This window comes from Arthrobacter sp. P4_F11, from assembly GCF_056401395.1.
The window spans coordinates 269,984-286,892 of the sequence record NZ_JBFUJK010000001.1 but is presented as its reverse complement, the minus strand read 5'-3'; the positions used below and the strand labels follow the sequence as shown (position 1 = coordinate 286,892).

Below are 16,909 nucleotides of genomic sequence, written 5' to 3'. Positions count from 1 at the left end.
TTGCGGGGTCCAGCATTGCAACGCCAGTGCGACGACGCCGGTCCGGCCGGTACTCAGCACCGCGGCAGCCTTGACGCCGAACACCACTTCGGCTGAGGCACAGGGCGGGCGGCCGCGATGCGCTCGCGACCGCCCGCAGCAACCGGGTGCACCCTGGGCTTAGCGCACCGACTTGCGCTCGTAGATCGCCATCGACCAGGCGTACCCGGCGACCACAATCACGACGCACCACCCGATTGCCAGCACCGGGCTCCAGCCGAGCGGGGTGCCGAGCAGCAGCCCGCGGATGGCCTCAATGAACGGCGTGAAGGGTTGGTACTGCGCGAACCACTGCAGCCATTCCGGCATCGACTCGGTCGGCACAAAGCCGCTGCTGAGGAAGGGCAGGAAGGTCAGCACGAGGGGTAGGTTGCTGGCGGTCTCGGCCGACTTCGCCTGCATGCCCATGGCCACCCCGAGCCAACTGATCGCGTACGCGATGAGCACGATCAGACCTGCGGCGGAGATCCATTCGACAAACCCGGCGGTCGGGCGGAAGCCAATCAGGAGGCCGACGCCAAGCACGAGCACGACGGCGATAATCGCCTGGATGGTATTGCCGAGCACGTGCCCGGCGAGCACCGCGGCCCGCGAGATCGCCATCGTCCGGAACCGCGCGGTGATGCCCTCGGTCATGTCCATCGACACGGTCGTCGCGATGCCGCCTGCGCTGCCGGCGATGGTCAACAGCAGGATGCCCGGCATGACGTAGGCGACATACGCCTCGCGCCCGCCGGCGGGATCAGCGCCGGGCAGGCCGGCCCCGAGCGTGCCGCCGAATACGAACACGAAGAACAGCAGCAGGACTACCGGCCCCACTATGGTGAACACCGACAGGCCCGGGTAGCGCAGCATGTGCAGCAGGTTGCGGCGCAGCATCGTCACCGAGTCGGCAATGACGTGCGATTGCTGGCCGGTGCCCGGGGCCGTCCGGCGCTTGGCGGCGATGGTGGTCATGATTCGGTTCCCTTCGTCTCGACCCGGCCGGTGAGCGCGAAAAACACGTCATCGAGGTCCGGGGTGTGGATGCTGAGGTCGTCGACCTCCAGGTTGGCCGTGTCGAGGCGGTCCAGCACGGTGCGCAGCGCGCCGACACCGCCGTCGCTCGGCACGGTAAGCGAGAGCCCGGCGTCGTCGCGGACGGACTCACCGAGCAGCCGGGAGGCGGCGTCGAGCCGCCCGGCATCGGCGAACCGGAGCCGGATATGTCCACCCGGCACCAGGCGCTTGAGCTCGTCCGGCGTCCCCTCGGCGACGTGCCGGCCGCCGTCGAGCACCGCAATGCGGTCCGCGAGCTCGTCCGCCTCGTCCAGGTACTGGGTGGTGAGCAGCACGGTGGTGCCGTCCGCGACCAGGCTGCGGACAATGTCCCACATGGTGTGGCGGCTGCGCGGGTCCAGGCCCGTGGTGGGCTCGTCCAGGAAGATGACGCTGGGCGCCGAGACGAGGGTCATGGCGAGGTCGAGGCGGCGCTGCATGCCACCCGAGTAGGTGGCGAGCGGCTTGCGGGCGGCCTCGACGAGGTCGAACTGCTCCAGCAGCTCGGCCACCCGGGTCTTCGAGCGCTTCGCTCCAAGATGGCGCAGCCGGGCCATCAGCAGCAGGTTCTCCTCGCCGGTGAGCAGCTTGTCCACCGCGGAGAACTGGCCGGTGAGGCCGATCGCGGCGCGGACGCCGTCGGGGTCGCGCACGACGTCGCATCCGTTCACCAGTGCCGTGCCGCCGTCGGGCCGCACCAGGGTGGACAGGATGTGCACGGTCGTCGTCTTGCCGGCGCCGTTCGGGCCGAGCAACGCGGTGACGGTGCCCGCGTCCACGGTGAGGTCGACGTCGACGAGCACGGCCTTTGCGCCGTAGGACTTCCGCAGCCCGCGGACTTCGATTGCTGGCGTGTTCATGTGCTTCGTTCCCTTCTGTTGGTGGCCCGGAGTCATTGGGCGCGCTGGATGCTGATGTCACCGTGCTGGGTGCGTGCACGCACTGCGACGGTCTGTTCGGACGCGTCGGGAGCGCGGTCGCTGTCCAGCTGGTTGCGGACGTGCCCCTCTTTCGAGGACAGATCGAGCCAGGCGGGAACGCCGGGCCGCACGCCGATGGTGACCTGGCCGAAGCCGCTCTCGACCTGGATGGAACCACTCGAGACCTCTGCGAGCTGGATGCTGCCGTAGGCGGTCTTCGCCGCGACGGAGCCGAGTGCCTTCGAAATCTCGAGATCGCCGTAGGAGAGCTTCGCTTCAAGGTCGCCGCCGGACTCCCCGATCAGGATGGTGCCGTGCGACGCCTTGAGTATCGCGTCGCCGGTGACTTTGCCGATCCGGATCTGACCGTGGTCGGCCGTGATCTCGATCCCGCCCTCGGCGGTGCCGAGGGTCGCGTTGCCGTGCGAGGCGCGCAGCCACAGGTCGCCGGTGGAGTCGAGATCAACGCGGCCCATCGAACTCTTGATCCGGGTAGCGCCGAGGCGTCCGACGGTGCGCACGCCGCCGACCCCTATCTCGGCGGTGAGCCGCGACCCGGCCGGCAGCTCGACCTTCACATCGACCGACTCGGTGGGGCCGATCCAGCTGATGCGGGGCCGGGGGCCGGTGATGATGAGCCGCTGGCCGTCGACGTCGACCCTGGTCTCTTCCGCGCCCCGCCGGTCGACCGCCTTCGCGGGGTTCGTCGGCGAGACGGTCACAACCGTGTCGTCGCGGTCAGTGGCGATGATTTCGATCGCGCCGACCTGCAGTTTGATGGCGAGGTCGATGGGGGTGGGGGTGTCGTAGGTGGGCATGCTGGCGCCTTCCTTTTGGGTGTGTTTGATCGACCCCGCGGGTCCGCGTGGTTGGTGGGTGTCGTGTGGTGCGGTGGGCGGTTTAGCGCGCCCACCCGGCGAAGTTATCGCCGGTGCGCAGCGTGCGCTGCGCGGATCGTCGCTGCTTGGGCTGGAGAGCGGCCGCGACCGCACGGACCAGCCAGGTGTTGACGGACAGGCCGTCAGCAGCCGCGGCCTCGTCCACCCGCGTCTTGAGGGCATCCGGCAGGCGGAGCGTCGTGCGCGAGGTGCTCGCGTCGTCGAGGTCGAGGGGTGCGGCCGGACGCTCGTCGGTGTCAGATTCCGGGTTCGGCTGGGTCACCACGAACTCGACGTCGCGTCCGCGCAGCCGCATGTCGACTGATCCGGGTGCGAGGTCGCGGGTGATCTCGCCGACTGCAGCCGAGAGAACGTCGAGGAGCACGAGCCGGGTCGCGGCGTCCAGTCCGGCGGCGAGCCGCTCGGCCACGGCGCGGGTGTCCTCCGAGCCGTTCTCCGCGGCATCCACTAGCTGCCGCTGTAGGTCGTTGACGTATTGTCCGAGTTCCATGCCACCATAGTGACACCACGGTGGTGTCACGTCAAGCTTTCGTGGTGTCACGGGTGATCCGCAGGTTGGTGCGGCGGCTCGATGAGGGGTGGGGACGGGCGAAAGGCCTCGCCCTGAGTCCTAGTTGGCTTCCTGTCGGTTCACCATTTCGGCGATCCAGATCGGCGCGAACGGAGAGGTGCAGTTCGGCGGCGTCGGGTAATCCTTGAGCACCTCCAGGCGCTCGCCGATGCCGATCGCGCGGGCGCGGTGTTCGGGGTGCTCAATCCCGATCTGGGCCAGGCAGTGGTTCATCGCCCACTGCAAGCGGTCTGGGGTGTCCTTCATCTGCGCCTCGATGATGTCGAGCAGTCCTGGCAGGTCGAGGCCCCCCGGCTTCTTCGCAACGCGGTCGGTAGTCAGCGCCCAGCCGGCACTTGCCACCAGCGGGTCCGGATCGGCGAACCAGGCCACGCGCAGTTCCTCGGCATGCGGGTTCTTCTTCACCACATAGTTGACGAGCCAGTCCTGCACCTTGGGAGTGTGCGCCTGGCGCAACATGACGTCCAACTCATCACGATCGAACGCCTTCGGACGGCAGATCAGGAGCGCCAGGAGCCGCGCCGCGGTATCACCGGTCCCCCACAGCTCACCGGCCAGCTCCTGCTGCGTCTTGAGCCGCTTGGCCAACGCCCGCAGCTTGCCGAGGTTCACCCCGTGGTCGTCACCGTGCTTGGCGTTCACGTCCCGGATCCTCGGGTCCTCGAGGTCGGCCAGCTCGGCCATCACCTCGGCCGCCGTCGTTCCGGTTTCCGTCGTCTCGGCCACCTCGGCCTCCTGTCCGTTGCTTGTGCGATTCAGCATACGTCGGCGGTTCGGCCGCCCGCGGCAATAAGCGGCTTGGCGACGAAAACAGACGACTGCACCGTGGCCGCGCACGCCGGTGAGCGTCCGGTGCTCACCTGTGAATCGCCCGCTGCCCCTTGCCCCAGACTGGTTGCCTGCGGCAAGCTGTTGATCAGCTGATGAATTGATCAACCGGGAGAGACCCGACGGCGGCAGCCCCCGGAAGGTTGCCGCGGCGGTGCCGTTGCGGGGCTGGAACCCCGCAGGGCGGGAGGGCTCGGAACATGGAACGTGCAGGATCCAGGCCGGCAAAAATTCGCGACGCCGTCATTTTCTCAGTGGTGGCGGTGATGGTAATTCTTGGAATTGCGTGGATCGTGACTACCCGGTCACCGGTCACGCCGCCTCCGGGAGCGTCCGGGACCCCGGTGAGTAATCCTTCGGTATCGGGACGTGCGACTTTCCAGAAGGTCCCGAATCAGGTTCTGTTTGCGCTTGATGATTCCGGAAACCCGGACCTCTCCGGAGACTTGACGAATATCAAGCAGGGTGACGCCGGCGATTGCTATTTCCTCGCAGCGTTGATGACAGTGGCCTCCCGGCCCCTGCGACCGTCTTGAACATCGTTCATGACAACGGCAACGGCGCCCACACCATTTCTTTCCACAGCAAGTACGACGGGGTGTCCAATCCGGTGACGGTCACGGTCAACGGTGATCTTCCGTACCGCCGCGGCAAGCCCTCCAACTCCGACGGCGAGCTGGTCTCCGACCATTCCTACGCATTGCTGGGTCTGAATCCCTCCGACCAAACGGTCGTGGTGGGTGATCCGGAGGGTGGCCACACCACGCTGGCTTTTGCGACCTTCCAGTCAACGAACATCAACCAGTACATCGCGATACCGACATATCCTTGAGCGGCAGCCCTAAACGGCAGCCATGGCCCGCTCGCCGTTGAAGTATTCGAGCTGCCAGCCGTCGACCGCATGGTGGTGGGCCAGGTTGAGCACGGCGTTGTCGATGCTTTCCAGGGTGCGGCCGACGGCGCGGCTGAGACTCACGCGCAGGAGCGTGCCATGGGCGACGGCCAGGACGCGGCGGCCACGGAACTCCTCGGCCAGCGCCTCAAGCGCGGCCAACCCCCGGCCGGCGGCCTCGTCCTCGCTTTCCGCTCCTCGGAACCCATGAGGAATGCGCAGTGCGTCCAGTTCAGGACCGTCCTGCAGGCCCTCCGCGGGTCCGAAGCTGCGCTCGGCGAGCTCCGGCACGCGCCGGGCCACGCTGAGGCCGAGCCCGGCGGCGATGAGATCGGCGGTTTCAGCGGCACGGCTCAGCGGCGAGGACACGATCGCGTCCCATTCATAGCCGGACAGGACGGCGACGGCGTCGCGAGCCTGACCGCGGCCGACGTCGTTCAGAGGAATGTCGGTGGATCCCTGCAGCCGGCGCTGTGCATTCCAGTCCGTCTGGCCATGGCGGATGAGGGCGAACGTCGTAAAGGTCATGCCTTCCATTCTGCCCTGACGGCAGGCTGGCGATGACAGAGGCGCTGGCCTGGCAGCTCGGGACCCAAACAGCGGAGCCGCCGCGAGCATCCTCGTCATCGGCAAATGCGACAAAGAGCGATCGCAAAACACCGCCACTTCTCATAGTCCCTTGACGCATGGCCAGCACCGGACGCAAAGTTCACACGAGAGTTATTCCGCAGATGGCCGATAACCGTCCGGGCCCAGCCCTCATGCCGCAACAACCGCTGCACGGCGGAGCATATTGCATCCCATGAGCCCCTCCCCGGCCGAGCCGCTTGCGGTCAACAACGGAAGCGCTCCGGTCACCTCTTGGACAGGAGAAGTAAGGATGGATCTCGAGCAACCGCCCCCAGGCCCAAAGACGGTAACTGCGGCCAGGGCCGCCAAAGACGCGGCCCTGGCGTCCAGTTCCGCGTCGCGGAAGAAAGTTTCGTACGGAGCCCAGGACCGCAGAGGACCACTACTGTGGAACTCAGGCCTGGAAAGGCTCACCAACCGAACCCGTCTGCCGGGACAGCCAGCCGATGTGGGCGTGAACCTGTTCTACGAGGACCTTGAGTGGAATCCCCTCTTTGGCCCGGGCGATCCCTCGGGGATCATTCCAAGGGACACAGATCAGGTTCCGCCTGGAAATATGGCTAATGCGGGAGGGCTGATTCTGCCCTGGTGCTCGAATTCTCAGGAGGTCCGCCGGAAGGCCATTGTTGTGTACCGCCTTGGCGAGGACCTGGATACAATCGAAGATCCCCTCCTGTATGTCTTCCAGTATTACTGGGACAACGTGGGGTACTTCTTGCCGGCCACCTTTGGGTCTTTCGACGAGAAGATCTCTATGGGTGAGGGGCCCAGCGCATCCCTCAATGTGGACTTCGTTCTCGGCCCAACAGGAGACCTGGTTGCCAGGGCACGGGCATAGGGGCCTGGCCGGAGCGCGGCCCGGCCGCTGCCAATCACTTTGGGAGCCGGCAAGGGTGTCCGGATACTAAGTCGAGTTGCACGGTGGCACTATCCGGGAGTACCCGACTGTGCGGCGTAGGCAGTGGCCCGGTCGCGTACGTGGTCCACGTACGGATCAGACTGGTTGTAGGAGTAGATCGCGTCGGCCCAGCCGGCGGCGGTGGTCAGGTCACCGCCGTGGGCGCACAGGTACGAGGCGGCACTTAGCGCGGCGTCATCGATGTTAAACGGGTCGGCTGTTCCGTCGCCGTTCCCGTCCCGGCCTGCGAGCAGCCAGGTGGAGGGAATGAACTGCATGGGTCCGACGGCGTGGTCCCACCGGGCGTCACCGTCCAGGGCGCCGGCGTCCGAATCAGGGATCGCGGCGAAGCCGTCGCCATTGAGGCTCGGACCGACAATTGGCCCGCTCACCTGACCTGTGGCGGTCAGGCTGCCGCCGCCGTACGTTCCGTGGCCGGATTCGACGAAGCCCACCGCTGCCACCGTATTCCAGCCGATCCCGCACGTCGGGGCCGATGTGTTGGCCGCACTGGCCGCGGCCACGTAGGCCTGGAGGGCCCGGGCGGGGATGCCGGTCTGCGCGGCGGCATGGGTGAGCCACTCGGCGTCCGCGCTCCGGGTGATGTTCACGGCGGAGGTGATGCCGGCGGACAGCGATTCGAGTTTCGCCTCTGCCCGCGGCGGCGCGGGCAGGGCCACGCGGGTCTCCGCCCCGGAGAACCGGAAGGCCCAAAACAAGAACCCGGTGATGACGAAAAATACGAACAGGCCGAGTACGGCAAGGCGTTTCAGACGGAGCATGGACTAAGCGGGCCGGCCGGGGACGGTACTGACCCGACTGTCCGGCGCGGCACGGAAAGCCGCGCCGGCGCCGGACACGCGGGAGGCCAGGGCCCTAGCCAACGCACTCGACGCAGTAAGCGTGGCCGTTCTTTTCGCGTGCAACCTGGGACCGGTGCCGGACCAGGAAGCAGGAGTAGCAGGTGAATTCGTCCTGCGCCTGCGGGATGACCTGCACGACGAGTTCCTCGGCGACAATTTCCCCGCCCGGGCTGATCGCATCGTCAAAAGCGTCGGCTTCATCCAGTTCTCGGACAACGCTGCGGGCATCCGGGGCGTTGGCGGATTGCAGCGCCTGCAGGGAATTATCCTGCGACTCCTTGACGTCGGATCGGACTTCGTCGTAATCGGTTGCCACGGGGGTGACTCTCATTCCTGTGTTTAGTTCTGACGGGAAGCCAACGTACACCATTGCGCGCGTCGCCGCCTCATGTGAACCAAGTCCTTCAGGCCGAACGGAGTCCCGGGACCTCGTCGGCCGGCACCGGCGCGGGGTCCTGGGACCCCGCCGGGCCCGGGCCCGCCGGACTGCTGCGGGCGGCCGAGACGACGGTGTTGGCCGGCCGGGGCAGCCCGTAGTGTTCGCGGAGCGTCCGTCCACTGTATGCGCGCCGGAAGAGTCCGCGGTCCCGCAGGATCGGGATGACGTGGTCCACGAAGGCGTCCAGGCCGGACGGAAGCACGGGGGGCATGATGTTGAAGCCGTCCGCCGCCCCGGCCACAAACCATTCCTCGATCGCGTCGGCCACCTGCTCAGGTGCGCCAGAGAAAGTACGGTGGCCGCGGCCGCCGCCGAGCCTGCCGATGAGCTGGCGCACGGTCAGCCGTTCCCGCCGGGCGAGGTCCACGATCAGCGTGTACCTGCTCTTGGCCCCTTCGATCTCGTCCTCGGAGGGCAGGTCGTCCGGCAGCTCGGCGTCGAGGGCCAGGGATGCTGCGGGGACCCGCAGCACCCCGGCGAGCTGCCTTCTGGCGTGCACCGGGTGGATCAGCTCGTCGAGGTCTTGCTCCAGCCGCCGCGCCTCGGCCTCGGTTGAGCCGATGACGGGAACGATGCCCGGGAGCACCTTGATCGTTCCCGGGTCACGGCCGGCGGCGGCGGTTCGCCGCTTCAGGTCGGCGTAGAAGCGCTGTGCGTCGGGCAGCGTCTGCTGGGCCGTGAACACCGCTTCGGCGTAGCGGGCGGCGAAGTCCTTGCCGTCCTCCGAGGAGCCGGCCTGGACAATTACCGGGTGGCCCTGGGCGGAGCGTGGCACGTCCAGCGGCCCCTGGACGCTGAAGTACGTGCCGGCGTGGTTGACCGGGTGGACCCGGGTGTTGTCGCCCCAGGTCCCGGCTTCCTTGTCGCCGAGGGCGGCGTCGTCCTCCCAGCTGTCCCAGAGCTTGCGGGCCACGTCGAGGAATTCCGCGGCCCGCTCGTACCGCAACGCGTGGGCCGGCTGGTCCCGCAGGGAGAAGTTCCTCGCGGCGGCGTCTCCGGCGGTGGTGACCACGTTCCACCCGGTCCTGCCGCCGCTGATGTGGTCCACGGAGGCAAACCGGCGGGCCAGGTTGTAGGGGTCGTTGTAGGTGGTGGACGCCGTGGCGATCAGCCCGATGCGGTCGGTGACGGCGGCGATGGCGGCGAGCAGGACGGTCGGCTCGAGTGTGCCGTAGGGCCGCTGGCCGACGTCGCCGTGAAGCACCGGTGAGTCCGCGAAGAAGATCGAATCGAACGTCCCGCGTTCCGCCGTTTGGGCCAGCCGCTGGAAATGCGCGACGTCCGTCCCGGCGAAACTGTCGCTTTCCGGCAGCCGCCACGAGGCCTCGTGGTGACCGGTGCTCATCAGGAACGCGTTCAGGTGCAGCTGCCGTGCCCCGCTCACAGCTGAACTCCGGGAACGCCGGCGCGCAGTTCGACCGTCTCGGAATAGACGGAGGAGTCGCCCTGGATGGACGTGCTGCTGCGTCCGTCGACGCCGCGGGGTACGTCGCCGGCCACCGTGACCCGGTTCAGCTGCCGGGGCTGGCCGTCGTAGTTGTCCGGGGCGTAGTGCTGGGTGATGCGGTTGTCGAACAGCACCAGCTGGTCCGGTTCCCAGTTGACGCGGACCACGTTCTCGGGGCGGGTGACGTAGGCCTGGAGCAGCCGCAGGATGTCCTTGGATTCGGTGTTGGACAGTCCCACGATGCGCAGCCTTTGGGCGAAGCCGCCGATGAAGAGGCCGCGCTCCCCGGTCAGTGGGTGGACCCGGACCACGGGGTGGGCAGTCTCGAAGTGGATCCGGGTGAATTCCTTCCGCCGCTCACCGGCGCTGGCGTGCTCGAGGTTTTTCGGCACGGAGTAGTCGTAATCATTGGTGTGGATGGCCCACAGGGTGTCGGCGAAGTTCCGCAGCTCGTCCGGCAGATCGGCGTAGGCTCCGGCGGCCGAGGCGATCAGGGTCTCGCCGCCGTAGGCCGGCAAGGTGATGCTGCGCAGGGTGGAGGCCTGCGGCGGGTTTACGACGAACGTGACGTCGGTGTGCCAGTTGTTCGCGCTGCCGTTTTCGCTGTCCACCGGCAGGACGGCAGGTTTGCCCTCGACGGAGGCCACCGTGGGGTGGGCCTGGGTGAGTGGGCCGAAGCGGGCGGCGAAGCGGACCTGGGCTTCGTCGTCGTGGACGTTGGCTTCGCGGAAGACCAGGGCCTTGTGCGTGTTCAGGGCTTCACGGATCTGGCCGATTGTGGCGTCGCTGAGGTCGCTGCTGAGGTCCAGGCCGCGGATCTCGGCACCGATGCGGGCGCTGAGTTTCCGGAATTCGAGGCGCGTTTGGGTGGTTATTGACATGGTTGACTCCTTTGGTCTGCGGGGGTTAGTTCGACTGGGATCCGACGGCGGTCCGCCACCGGGAGAAGTGCCGTTCGACGGCGACCAGCAGGTAGTTGACCAGCAGGCCGAGCAGCGAGACGGTGAGGATTCCGGCATACATGTCCGGGATCAGGAAACTGGACTGGGCGTTGACGATCAGGTACCCGAGGCCCGCCTTGGCACCGACCATCTCCGCCGCAATGAGTACCAGGATCGAGGACGTTCCGGCCATCCGGATTCCGGTGAAAATGGTCGGCACCGCCGAGGGAAGGATGACCTTCAGGAACAGCCGGAAGTTGGAGAGTCCCAGCGAGCGGGCGGCCCGGACGAGCAGCGGGTCGACAGTCCTGACGCCGGCGATGGTGTTCAGCAGCACGGGGAAGAACGCGGCGTAAGCCACGATGCTGATTTTGGAGGTCTCCCCGATCCCCAGCAGGAGGGTGAAGACCGGGAGCAGCGCCAGCGCCGCGGTGTTCCGGAAGACCTCCAGCAGTGGGTTGAGGAACCGGTCAAGGGACCGGTACCAGGCGACCAGCAGGCCAAGGGCGACGGCGAAGACGACGGCGATGCCGAAGCCGCTGGCGGAGCGGGTCAGGCTGGCTGCCAGATGGTTCTGCAGTTGGCCCTTGGCGATGAGTGATCCCAGTGCCCGCAGGACCTCGTGCAGCGGCGGGAGGAAGACCCTGGTCGAGGCCGTGGCGAGGTAGGTTGGGCCCAGTTCCCAGAGCAGGAGGAACAGCACAATAGCGCCCGAGGCCCAGATCCCGCGCCCGGCCCTGCGGGCTCCGGAACGGGCCACAGCGGGAAGGCGTCGGGTTGCGGCGGGCTGTGGGGGCCGCCCGGTAGCGGCTGTAGCGGGTGCAGTCAGGTCTTTGGTCAGTGTTGGGGCGGTCATCAGGCGGCCCTTCCCTTGCTGAGCTGTCCCTTGCTGGGCTGTCTCTTGCTGAGCTGCGGTGCCTCGTCGGGCGCGGACCCGTCGGGCCGGATCTTGGCATGCCCGGCTTCCTGGGCTTTCCGGACCTCGTCGTGCAGCAGCGACCAGACTTTGTGGCGGTGTTCGATGAAGACGGCGTCGGAGCGGACGTCCCGGTCGCCGCTCCGCTCCCCCAGGTCAATGTCGACAATCTGCTTGAGCCGGCCGGGTCGGGAGCTGAGCACGGCGACCCGCTGGCCCAGGTACACAGCCTCGTCGATGCCGTGGGTGATGAAGATGATGGTCTTGCCCGTGGAGCGCCAGATGCGCAGGAGTTCCTCCTGGAGCTGTTCCCGGGTCTGGGCATCCAGCGCTGCGAACGGTTCATCCATGAGCAGGACGTCCGGCTCGTACGCGAGGCTCCGGGCGATGGCAACCCGCTGCTTCATGCCGCCGGAAAGCTCATGGGGATACCGGTCCTCGAAACCGGAGAGGCCGACGAGCTCAAGGTAGTGGCGGGCCGTGTCGGCACGGTCCCTCCGGCTCAGGCGGCGCCCGTCGCTGCCGGTTCCTTCGAGGCCGAAGGCGACGTTGGCGGCCGCGGTGCGCCATGGGAAAAGGGCGTACTGCTGGAAGACGACTGCACGGTCGCGGCCGGGCCCGGTCACCTCCTTGCCGTCCACGAGCACCTGGCCGGCGTCCGGCCGGGTGAGCCCGGCGAGGAGGTCCAGGAGGGTGGTTTTGCCGGAGCCGCTCGGCCCGACCAGAGTAATGAACTCGCCCGCGGCGACGTCCAGGGTGATGCCCTCCAGCGCCGTCAGGGTGGAGCCCTCGGGCTGGTCCTTGCTGGGCCGGACGGTGAACTGTTTCCCGACGTTGCGGAGGCTGATTTTCGGCGTCGGTCCGGCACCGCGGGTCATGATGCCGCCCCGTTCAGCAGTCCGTTGAAATCGTTGGTGTAGTACTTGGACGGGGTGATCCCGCCGCTGACGATGCCGGTGTCGTTCAGCCATGCTGACCAGCGGGTGAAGTCCTGGTCGCTGATGGCCCCCTTGGACGGGACTCCGACGCTCTTCCAGTACTTCAACGCCGCGGTGCTTTCGGAGCGCTGACGTTTGTTGATGATGTTCGTAAACCGCGCGATCACCTCGTCGCGGGGGGTGGTGCGTTCCCATTCGATGGCCTTGGCCACACCGGTGGTGAAGATCTTCGTGGTTTCCGGGTTTTTCTCGATGAAGTCCTTGCGCAGGACGTACTGGCCGCCGGCGAAGGTTCCAAAGAGTTCGAAGTCGCTGAACAGGGACCGCAGGCCGCCCGTGGCGACAGCGTTGTCCTGCAGCACTCCGCCGAGCGCCCCGACGTCGACCTGGCCGCGGCGGATGGCCTCCTCGGTGTCGTTGGGCGGAACGACGACGAGCTGTACCTGCCGGATTTCCTCCTGCGACAGTCCGTTCTTCTTCAGGTAGCTGTTGATCACGGCGTCCGCATGGGCGCCCAGGGTGTTGACGGCGACTTTCTTGCCGATCAGATCCCGCGGCGTCCGGATCGGGCTGTCCTGGGTGACGTAGAAGCCGTTGAACGTCTTCTCGTCCTCGCCGTAGTAGTTGATCACCGCAGTGACCGGCGCGCCGGCTTCGATGAGCTTGACCACGGCGCCGGAGAAGGCGCCGCCGAAGTCGGTGGCTCCTGTCGCGGCTGATTGGATGCTCGCCGGCCCGCTGGTGGTGTTGCCCACCCAGTTCAGCTTGACGTCGCCGAGGTAGCCGAGGTCCTCGGCCAGCTCCGGCAGGCTCACGTTGTTGGCCGAGCCCTCGTAGCGGAGTTCGGTCACTTCGGGTGCCCCGGGGGTATTTCCGGCAGGGGACTGGGCGCTCGCAGGGCCGCCGCAACCGGAGACCACCAGCGAGACCGCCACGGCGGCAGCAACGCCCAAGGTGGAGAAAAGTCCTGCGGGTAAGTGTCGGTTTTTCATAGCGGATTCTTTCTGGATTCGATGGTGCGGCCCGGGGCTACCGGACCGTGCCCACCATCAGAGCAGAGTCGAATCCGTTCCGCAGGTGCCTCGACACCCGAGGAAACCGCGCGTAATCCGGCGACGAAAACAGCCATGGACGCACCCCCGGTACCCGATCGGACGCAGCGGGAAGCAGTCCGTAACAGGGCAAGACTCACGCGGTCATTTGCGCCCATCCTGGGACACACCCGCGCCCCACCGGACCGGCACTGTGAAGTTTTGGTGACGCCCGGCGACGGCGTGTGAAAGGGCCGTCGCCGCGCCACTGTCGTGCAGGGGGCGAAAGATTCCTGCAGATGTGGCCGAATGTTGCGGGCCAGGCGCGGTACCGGCGGTCAGGGCCCAGTACGACCAGGCGCACAACAGGACGAGCAACAGCAGGACGAACAAAGGCGTGTCCGCCGCTGCTGTGAAGCTGCGGCGAACACGCCTTGAGCATCGGGCCGAGCCGCTGCTTACATTCCGGGGATCTGCTGCGCCTCGTGAACCTCGATTTCGCAGCCGCCGGCATGTTCAGGTGCGGATGCACCTTGGCCAGTTCCACGGCCGCATCAAGGCTGTCGGCTTCGATGATGCTGTATCCGGCGACGTCACGCTGGCTCGGCGCAGTGGCTCCACCGGCGGAAACGCGGACACCGTTGGCCAGGGGCGTTCCAAAGTCGATCAGGCCGTTGCCGACCTTGGCGGCCCAGTTGTTCCACTGTTCCATGGCGGCTGCCATGTCCTCCGGCGCGGGCGGCGCGGCCTCGGCGGGGGTCATCGGGGCGTGGTAGATGAAGACGAACTTGGTCATGTTGCTCCTGCTTTCCTAGCGGTCTGGACGGGCTTAGGTTGGAAAACTTCAGACGGCGACGGGCCGGCCGGTGAATGCGATCAGGCGCTCCAGGTTGCTCGCAGTCTCCGCGACCGGCTGGACAGCGGCGAAGCCTCGGCGGAGCCGAGGTGGTCGATCGGGTCCGGGGCAGCCGACCATGCGTCCGGACCGGCGCCGTCCGGGGAGGAGGTCTCGGCGATCAGGCGGTCAAGGTAGTGGCTCGATCTCCTGGAATGTGCCGGCGGCGTGGTGGCCGGGAGTGACGGTCCAGCGGTAGTCGCCGCCAATCCGAAGGACAACCCGGGCAGCCACCGTTTGCCAGCGGCGCAGCCGTTCCGGCTCGGTGATGAGCGCAAAGGCCTCGTCGGCGCCGACGGGCAGGTGAATGGTCTTATCGAACGTTATGAGAGTGGTCCCTTGTCTTGAGGCGAAGTATCGGAATTGATCGTGTGATGTTGCGGAGGCCGGTGGCGTTGGGCGGCCAATGCGGACGCATCTGATGCCAGCAGGTCCAGTTCGTAGGTCCAGAACTGTTCGACAAGGTCACGCAGCCGGCCCATGCCCCCTGAGTCGAGTCGGTAGTACCTGTTCCGGCCCTCTTTGCGGGCAGCCACCAGGCCGGCCTGTTATCGGAGTGGTTTGTCAGGGCGCTATGGCGCGTACCGGGTTAAAGAGTTGCCGGTAACCGGGACGGGGAATCCCCGGGTGCAGCGGCTAAAGGCCCCGGTGGTGCTCGATGAGCCATCGCGCCATCTGCTGGGCGCGCTTGGAGGCGAGCGCGTCCCCTTCGGTGGCCGAAATGATGGAGCCTTTCATCAGGATGTGCCAGGACCGGGCAAATTCCTCGGGGCGGTCCAGCCCGGCTTCCTCGGCCAGTGCCTGGATGTGCCCACGGATGCGGCTGAGGTAATCGATGCTCGCCTTGCCCAGCGGGTGCCCGGCGCCCATTTCCAGCAGCACATTGATAAATGAGCACGCCTCGAAATCCTCGCGCTGGAACCAGTCACCGAACACGTCAAAGACGGCGAGCAGCTTCTCCTCGGGGGTGTTGCCCCGCCGGCTGGCCTCGGCCACGATCAGGTCCACGGTCCACACCTGGTCGCGGAGTTCCAGGAAGGCCAGCACCAGGGCGTCCTTGGACGGAAAGTGCCGGTAGAAGGTTGCCTTGGATACCCCTGAATTGCTGATCAGCTCATTGACCCCTACGTCGCGGATGCCGCGGCGGGAGAATAACTCGTAAGCAGTGGCGAGGATACGGTCCACCGGCTCGTCGCGTCCGGCCATGGCTGTGGCGGGCAGCAGCATAGGACCCTCGGCGTCGTTGACAGTCATGATGAAAAAATTTTACACCGGACCGAGGCGAACAGACCGGTCTGCCTCGGAGTGTGCTATCAGTCTCCGCCGGATTCACCCCGGCGCTTTCGGCTAACACGACGCTGGCACGCCGCCGGCACGACGCCGGTGGGCCGGCCGAGGGCCCGCCCGGCGCCTTACCCCCAGCTAGGGATGCAGAACCCGGTCGCCATCGCGGCGTTGTGAGAAACGACCGTCCAATGCGTGGACGAAGCTGCGGAGGGTCGCGGATTCGTGCGTGCTGTTGGCCAGCCGGACGATGGCCGAAGCCGTGTGGGACAACTTGATGTTGTGGTGCTGGCTGTAGGCGGAAAGCCGATCGAAGGCGTCGTCCGAACCGATATGGAGTATTCCCATCAGGATGCCCTTGGCCTGTTCGATAAGGCCTCGGGTGCCGATGGCTCCGGCGACGGCCTCGCGGGCGGACCGGTCCGTTTCAAGTTGAACTGTCCTGGTGAGGTCCAGGATGAACCCGTCGACGAACAACAGCTTCCCGTCACTGTCCAGCACTCCCTCCCCCGCCGTCAGGACGCGGCGTTCACGCCGGCGCGCGTCGAATAGACGGTGATAATTGGCGAAAAAACCTCCGCCACGGCACACATCCTCAAAGATTTCCCTGCACTGCTTCCGGTCGTCAGGATGCACGTGCTGCATAAGAACACCCACAGTGGGCACCACCTCGCCGCGGTGATAGCCGTGGATCTGGTAAATCTGCTCGGACCACTGCAGCTCCCCCGAGGCCACATCGTAGCGAAAGGTCCCGGCGAGGCAGTCCTCGGGGGCCAGCGCGCTGGAATAGGCCTGCAACGCCTTCAACTCCGTCATGGCCTGGCCTGCCTGCCCGGCCCGCCGGCGGGCGCCCTGCCCCGGGACACGGTCAGCACGAGCTGAGCCCAACCTGCGCAGTCCGCGTCTCCAGTGCCTGCCGCCACCGCACGATCAGCCGCTGGTTCCGGGTCCCTGCGAGTCGGCCCAAGAAGCGCGCTGCGGACGGGATGCGGAGGCGCGGCGGCCCTTCAGGAGACCTGGGCGCCCCGCCACGGGCCGGTCTCGCCCGGGCGCGCTGGCCCTTCACCTGCGCCTCGTGAACTCCGCGCCTCTGCGCGCTGGGGTCCACGGGAATGCCCTCGGCCACGGACTGGAGCAGCGCGTCATCCCGCGGTGCCGAAATTTCCGAGACCAGCCCCATACCGGCATACTCCCGTACTGCTGCGATCCCGGCCACCGCCGCCGGCAGGTCTGGAAAGGGCCTGGAGAGGGCCATGACGGTCCCGTCCGGGGCCGTAAGTCGAAATCGGTAGGACGTTTCGGAATCGGTGAACAGTTCGAACATGCCTGTCATAGAACCCTCCTGGAAGCCGGGACCCGAAGGTTCCCGGCGACGCCGTTGTCACCGGGAACAGCCTGATTCCACCCGAACGATGCCAGTCACTTGTACCGGCCGAATCG

Annotated in this window: 20 protein-coding genes; 2 read left to right on the top strand and 18 right to left on the bottom strand. The window is 66.9% G+C overall.

The window, feature by feature from the left end:
* Positions 1 to 159: 159 nt before the first annotated feature.
* The 5 genes from AC1DRO_RS01385 to AC1DRO_RS01365 form a co-directional block, all read right to left on the bottom strand.
* Positions 160 to 996, bottom strand: a complete 837-nt coding sequence (locus AC1DRO_RS01385; protein WP_476949523.1) for an ABC transporter permease — start codon at positions 994 to 996, stop codon at positions 160 to 162.
* Positions 993 to 1,937, bottom strand: a complete 945-nt coding sequence (locus AC1DRO_RS01380; RefSeq protein ID WP_476949522.1) for an ATP-binding cassette domain-containing protein — start codon at positions 1,935 to 1,937, stop codon at positions 993 to 995. The genes AC1DRO_RS01385 and AC1DRO_RS01380 overlap by 4 nt, the downstream gene beginning before the upstream one ends.
* A gap of 32 nt (positions 1,938 to 1,969) precedes the next feature.
* Entirely contained in the window at positions 1,970 to 2,815 is an 846-nt protein-coding gene (locus AC1DRO_RS01375) for a DUF4097 family beta strand repeat-containing protein (RefSeq protein ID WP_476949521.1), read from the bottom strand.
* 82 nt (positions 2,816 to 2,897) lie between these two features.
* Positions 2,898 to 3,386 (bottom strand): histidine kinase, encoded by a 489-nt coding sequence (locus AC1DRO_RS01370; RefSeq protein ID WP_476849190.1) that lies wholly within the window; start codon positions 3,384 to 3,386, stop codon positions 2,898 to 2,900.
* A 120-nt stretch (positions 3,387 to 3,506) separates the two neighbouring features.
* Complete coding sequence (locus tag AC1DRO_RS01365; protein WP_476949520.1) at positions 3,507 to 4,229, bottom strand: DNA alkylation repair protein; 723 nt, start codon at positions 4,227 to 4,229, stop codon at positions 3,507 to 3,509.
* Positions 4,230 to 4,827: 598 nt separating this feature from the next.
* Here AC1DRO_RS01365 and AC1DRO_RS01360 point away from each other — a divergent pair.
* A complete protein-coding gene (locus AC1DRO_RS01360; RefSeq protein WP_476949519.1) occupies positions 4,828 to 5,127 on the top strand; it encodes a hypothetical protein in 300 nt (99 codons plus the stop codon).
* Positions 5,128 to 5,136: 9 nt separating this feature from the next.
* On the opposite strand, the gene AC1DRO_RS01355 is transcribed toward AC1DRO_RS01360, so the two are convergent.
* A complete protein-coding gene (locus AC1DRO_RS01355; protein ID WP_476949518.1) occupies positions 5,137 to 5,715 on the bottom strand; it encodes a histidine phosphatase family protein in 579 nt (192 codons plus the stop codon).
* A gap of 556 nt (positions 5,716 to 6,271) precedes the next feature.
* Here AC1DRO_RS01355 and AC1DRO_RS01350 point away from each other — a divergent pair.
* Positions 6,272 to 6,655: a hypothetical protein gene (locus AC1DRO_RS01350; RefSeq protein WP_476949517.1), complete on the top strand. Its 384-nt coding sequence runs from the start codon at positions 6,272 to 6,274 to the stop codon at positions 6,653 to 6,655.
* Between the two features lie 89 nt (positions 6,656 to 6,744).
* Here AC1DRO_RS01350 and AC1DRO_RS01345 read toward each other — a convergent pair whose 3' ends face one another.
* The 12 genes from AC1DRO_RS01345 to AC1DRO_RS01290 all read right to left on the bottom strand — a co-directional run bounded on the left by AC1DRO_RS01345 (position 6,745) and on the right by AC1DRO_RS01290 (position 16,802).
* On the bottom strand, positions 6,745 to 7,497 hold the full coding sequence (locus tag AC1DRO_RS01345; protein WP_476949516.1) for a lytic transglycosylase domain-containing protein: 753 nt from the start codon (positions 7,495 to 7,497) through the stop codon (positions 6,745 to 6,747).
* A gap of 94 nt (positions 7,498 to 7,591) precedes the next feature.
* Positions 7,592 to 7,894, bottom strand: a complete 303-nt coding sequence (locus AC1DRO_RS01340; protein ID WP_028276296.1) for a DUF4193 domain-containing protein — start codon at positions 7,892 to 7,894, stop codon at positions 7,592 to 7,594.
* An 88-nt stretch (positions 7,895 to 7,982) separates the two neighbouring features.
* Positions 7,983 to 9,401 carry an LLM class flavin-dependent oxidoreductase gene (locus AC1DRO_RS01335; RefSeq protein ID WP_476949515.1) on the bottom strand — a complete coding sequence of 473 codons (1,419 nt, stop codon included), beginning with the start codon at positions 9,399 to 9,401 and terminating at the stop codon, positions 7,983 to 7,985.
* Positions 9,398 to 10,345 (bottom strand): TauD/TfdA dioxygenase family protein, encoded by a 948-nt coding sequence (locus AC1DRO_RS01330; RefSeq protein WP_476949514.1) that lies wholly within the window; start codon positions 10,343 to 10,345, stop codon positions 9,398 to 9,400. The genes AC1DRO_RS01335 and AC1DRO_RS01330 overlap by 4 nt, the downstream gene beginning before the upstream one ends.
* Before the next feature lie 25 nt (positions 10,346 to 10,370).
* A complete protein-coding gene (locus tag AC1DRO_RS01325; RefSeq protein WP_028276294.1) occupies positions 10,371 to 11,261 on the bottom strand; it encodes an ABC transporter permease in 891 nt (296 codons plus the stop codon).
* Positions 11,261 to 12,199, bottom strand: coding sequence for an ABC transporter ATP-binding protein (locus AC1DRO_RS01320; RefSeq protein ID WP_476949513.1), 939 nt, complete (start codon positions 12,197 to 12,199; stop codon positions 11,261 to 11,263). The genes AC1DRO_RS01325 and AC1DRO_RS01320 overlap by 1 nt, the downstream gene beginning before the upstream one ends.
* Positions 12,196 to 13,251: an ABC transporter substrate-binding protein gene (locus AC1DRO_RS01315; RefSeq protein WP_476949512.1), complete on the bottom strand. Its 1,056-nt coding sequence runs from the start codon at positions 13,249 to 13,251 to the stop codon at positions 12,196 to 12,198. Before AC1DRO_RS01315 ends, AC1DRO_RS01320 begins: the two co-directional genes overlap by 4 nt.
* Before the next feature lie 196 nt (positions 13,252 to 13,447).
* A complete protein-coding gene (locus AC1DRO_RS01310; protein ID WP_476949511.1) occupies positions 13,448 to 14,086 on the bottom strand; it encodes a YciI family protein in 639 nt (212 codons plus the stop codon).
* A gap of 228 nt (positions 14,087 to 14,314) precedes the next feature.
* A complete protein-coding gene (locus AC1DRO_RS01305; protein WP_476949510.1) occupies positions 14,315 to 14,419 on the bottom strand; it encodes a hypothetical protein in 105 nt (34 codons plus the stop codon).
* 402 nt (positions 14,420 to 14,821) lie between these two features.
* Positions 14,822 to 15,439 carry a TetR/AcrR family transcriptional regulator gene (locus AC1DRO_RS01300; RefSeq protein ID WP_476949509.1) on the bottom strand — a complete coding sequence of 206 codons (618 nt, stop codon included), beginning with the start codon at positions 15,437 to 15,439 and terminating at the stop codon, positions 14,822 to 14,824.
* A 168-nt stretch (positions 15,440 to 15,607) separates the two neighbouring features.
* Positions 15,608 to 16,285 (bottom strand): PAS and ANTAR domain-containing protein, encoded by a 678-nt coding sequence (locus AC1DRO_RS01295; RefSeq protein WP_476949508.1) that lies wholly within the window; start codon positions 16,283 to 16,285, stop codon positions 15,608 to 15,610.
* A 52-nt stretch (positions 16,286 to 16,337) separates the two neighbouring features.
* Positions 16,338 to 16,802: a YegP family protein gene (locus tag AC1DRO_RS01290; protein ID WP_476949507.1), complete on the bottom strand. Its 465-nt coding sequence runs from the start codon at positions 16,800 to 16,802 to the stop codon at positions 16,338 to 16,340.
* Positions 16,803 to 16,909 lie beyond the last annotated feature (107 nt).

Bases quoted from the DNA above. Each gene is read 5' to 3' on its own strand.
- AC1DRO_RS01385 (WP_476949523.1), bottom strand. From the start codon at position 996: ATGACCACCATCGCCGCCAAGCGCCGGACGGCCCCGGGCACCGGCCAG.
- AC1DRO_RS01380 (WP_476949522.1), bottom strand. From the start codon at position 1,937: ATGAACACGCCAGCAATCGAAGTCCGCGGGCTGCGGAAGTCCTACGGC.
- AC1DRO_RS01375 (WP_476949521.1), bottom strand. From the start codon at position 2,815: ATGCCCACCTACGACACCCCCACCCCCATCGACCTCGCCATCAAACTG.
- AC1DRO_RS01370 (WP_476849190.1), bottom strand. From the start codon at position 3,386: ATGGAACTCGGACAATACGTCAACGACCTACAGCGGCAGCTAGTGGAT.
- AC1DRO_RS01365 (WP_476949520.1), bottom strand. From the start codon at position 4,229: ATGCTGAATCGCACAAGCAACGGACAGGAGGCCGAGGTGGCCGAGACG.
- AC1DRO_RS01355 (WP_476949518.1), bottom strand. From the start codon at position 5,715: ATGACCTTTACGACGTTCGCCCTCATCCGCCATGGCCAGACGGACTGG.
- AC1DRO_RS01345 (WP_476949516.1), bottom strand. From the start codon at position 7,497: ATGCTCCGTCTGAAACGCCTTGCCGTACTCGGCCTGTTCGTATTTTTC.
- AC1DRO_RS01330 (WP_476949514.1), bottom strand. From the start codon at position 10,345: ATGTCAATAACCACCCAAACGCGCCTCGAATTCCGGAAACTCAGCGCC.
- AC1DRO_RS01325 (WP_028276294.1), bottom strand. From the start codon at position 11,261: ATGACCGCCCCAACACTGACCAAAGACCTGACTGCACCCGCTACAGCC.
- AC1DRO_RS01320 (WP_476949513.1), bottom strand. From the start codon at position 12,199: ATGACCCGCGGTGCCGGACCGACGCCGAAAATCAGCCTCCGCAACGTC.
- AC1DRO_RS01315 (WP_476949512.1), bottom strand. From the start codon at position 13,251: ATGAAAAACCGACACTTACCCGCAGGACTTTTCTCCACCTTGGGCGTT.
- AC1DRO_RS01310 (WP_476949511.1), bottom strand. From the start codon at position 14,086: ATGACCAAGTTCGTCTTCATCTACCACGCCCCGATGACCCCCGCCGAG.
- AC1DRO_RS01300 (WP_476949509.1), bottom strand. From the start codon at position 15,439: ATGACTGTCAACGACGCCGAGGGTCCTATGCTGCTGCCCGCCACAGCC.
- AC1DRO_RS01295 (WP_476949508.1), bottom strand. From the start codon at position 16,285: ATGACGGAGTTGAAGGCGTTGCAGGCCTATTCCAGCGCGCTGGCCCCC.
- AC1DRO_RS01290 (WP_476949507.1), bottom strand. From the start codon at position 16,802: ATGACAGGCATGTTCGAACTGTTCACCGATTCCGAAACGTCCTACCGA.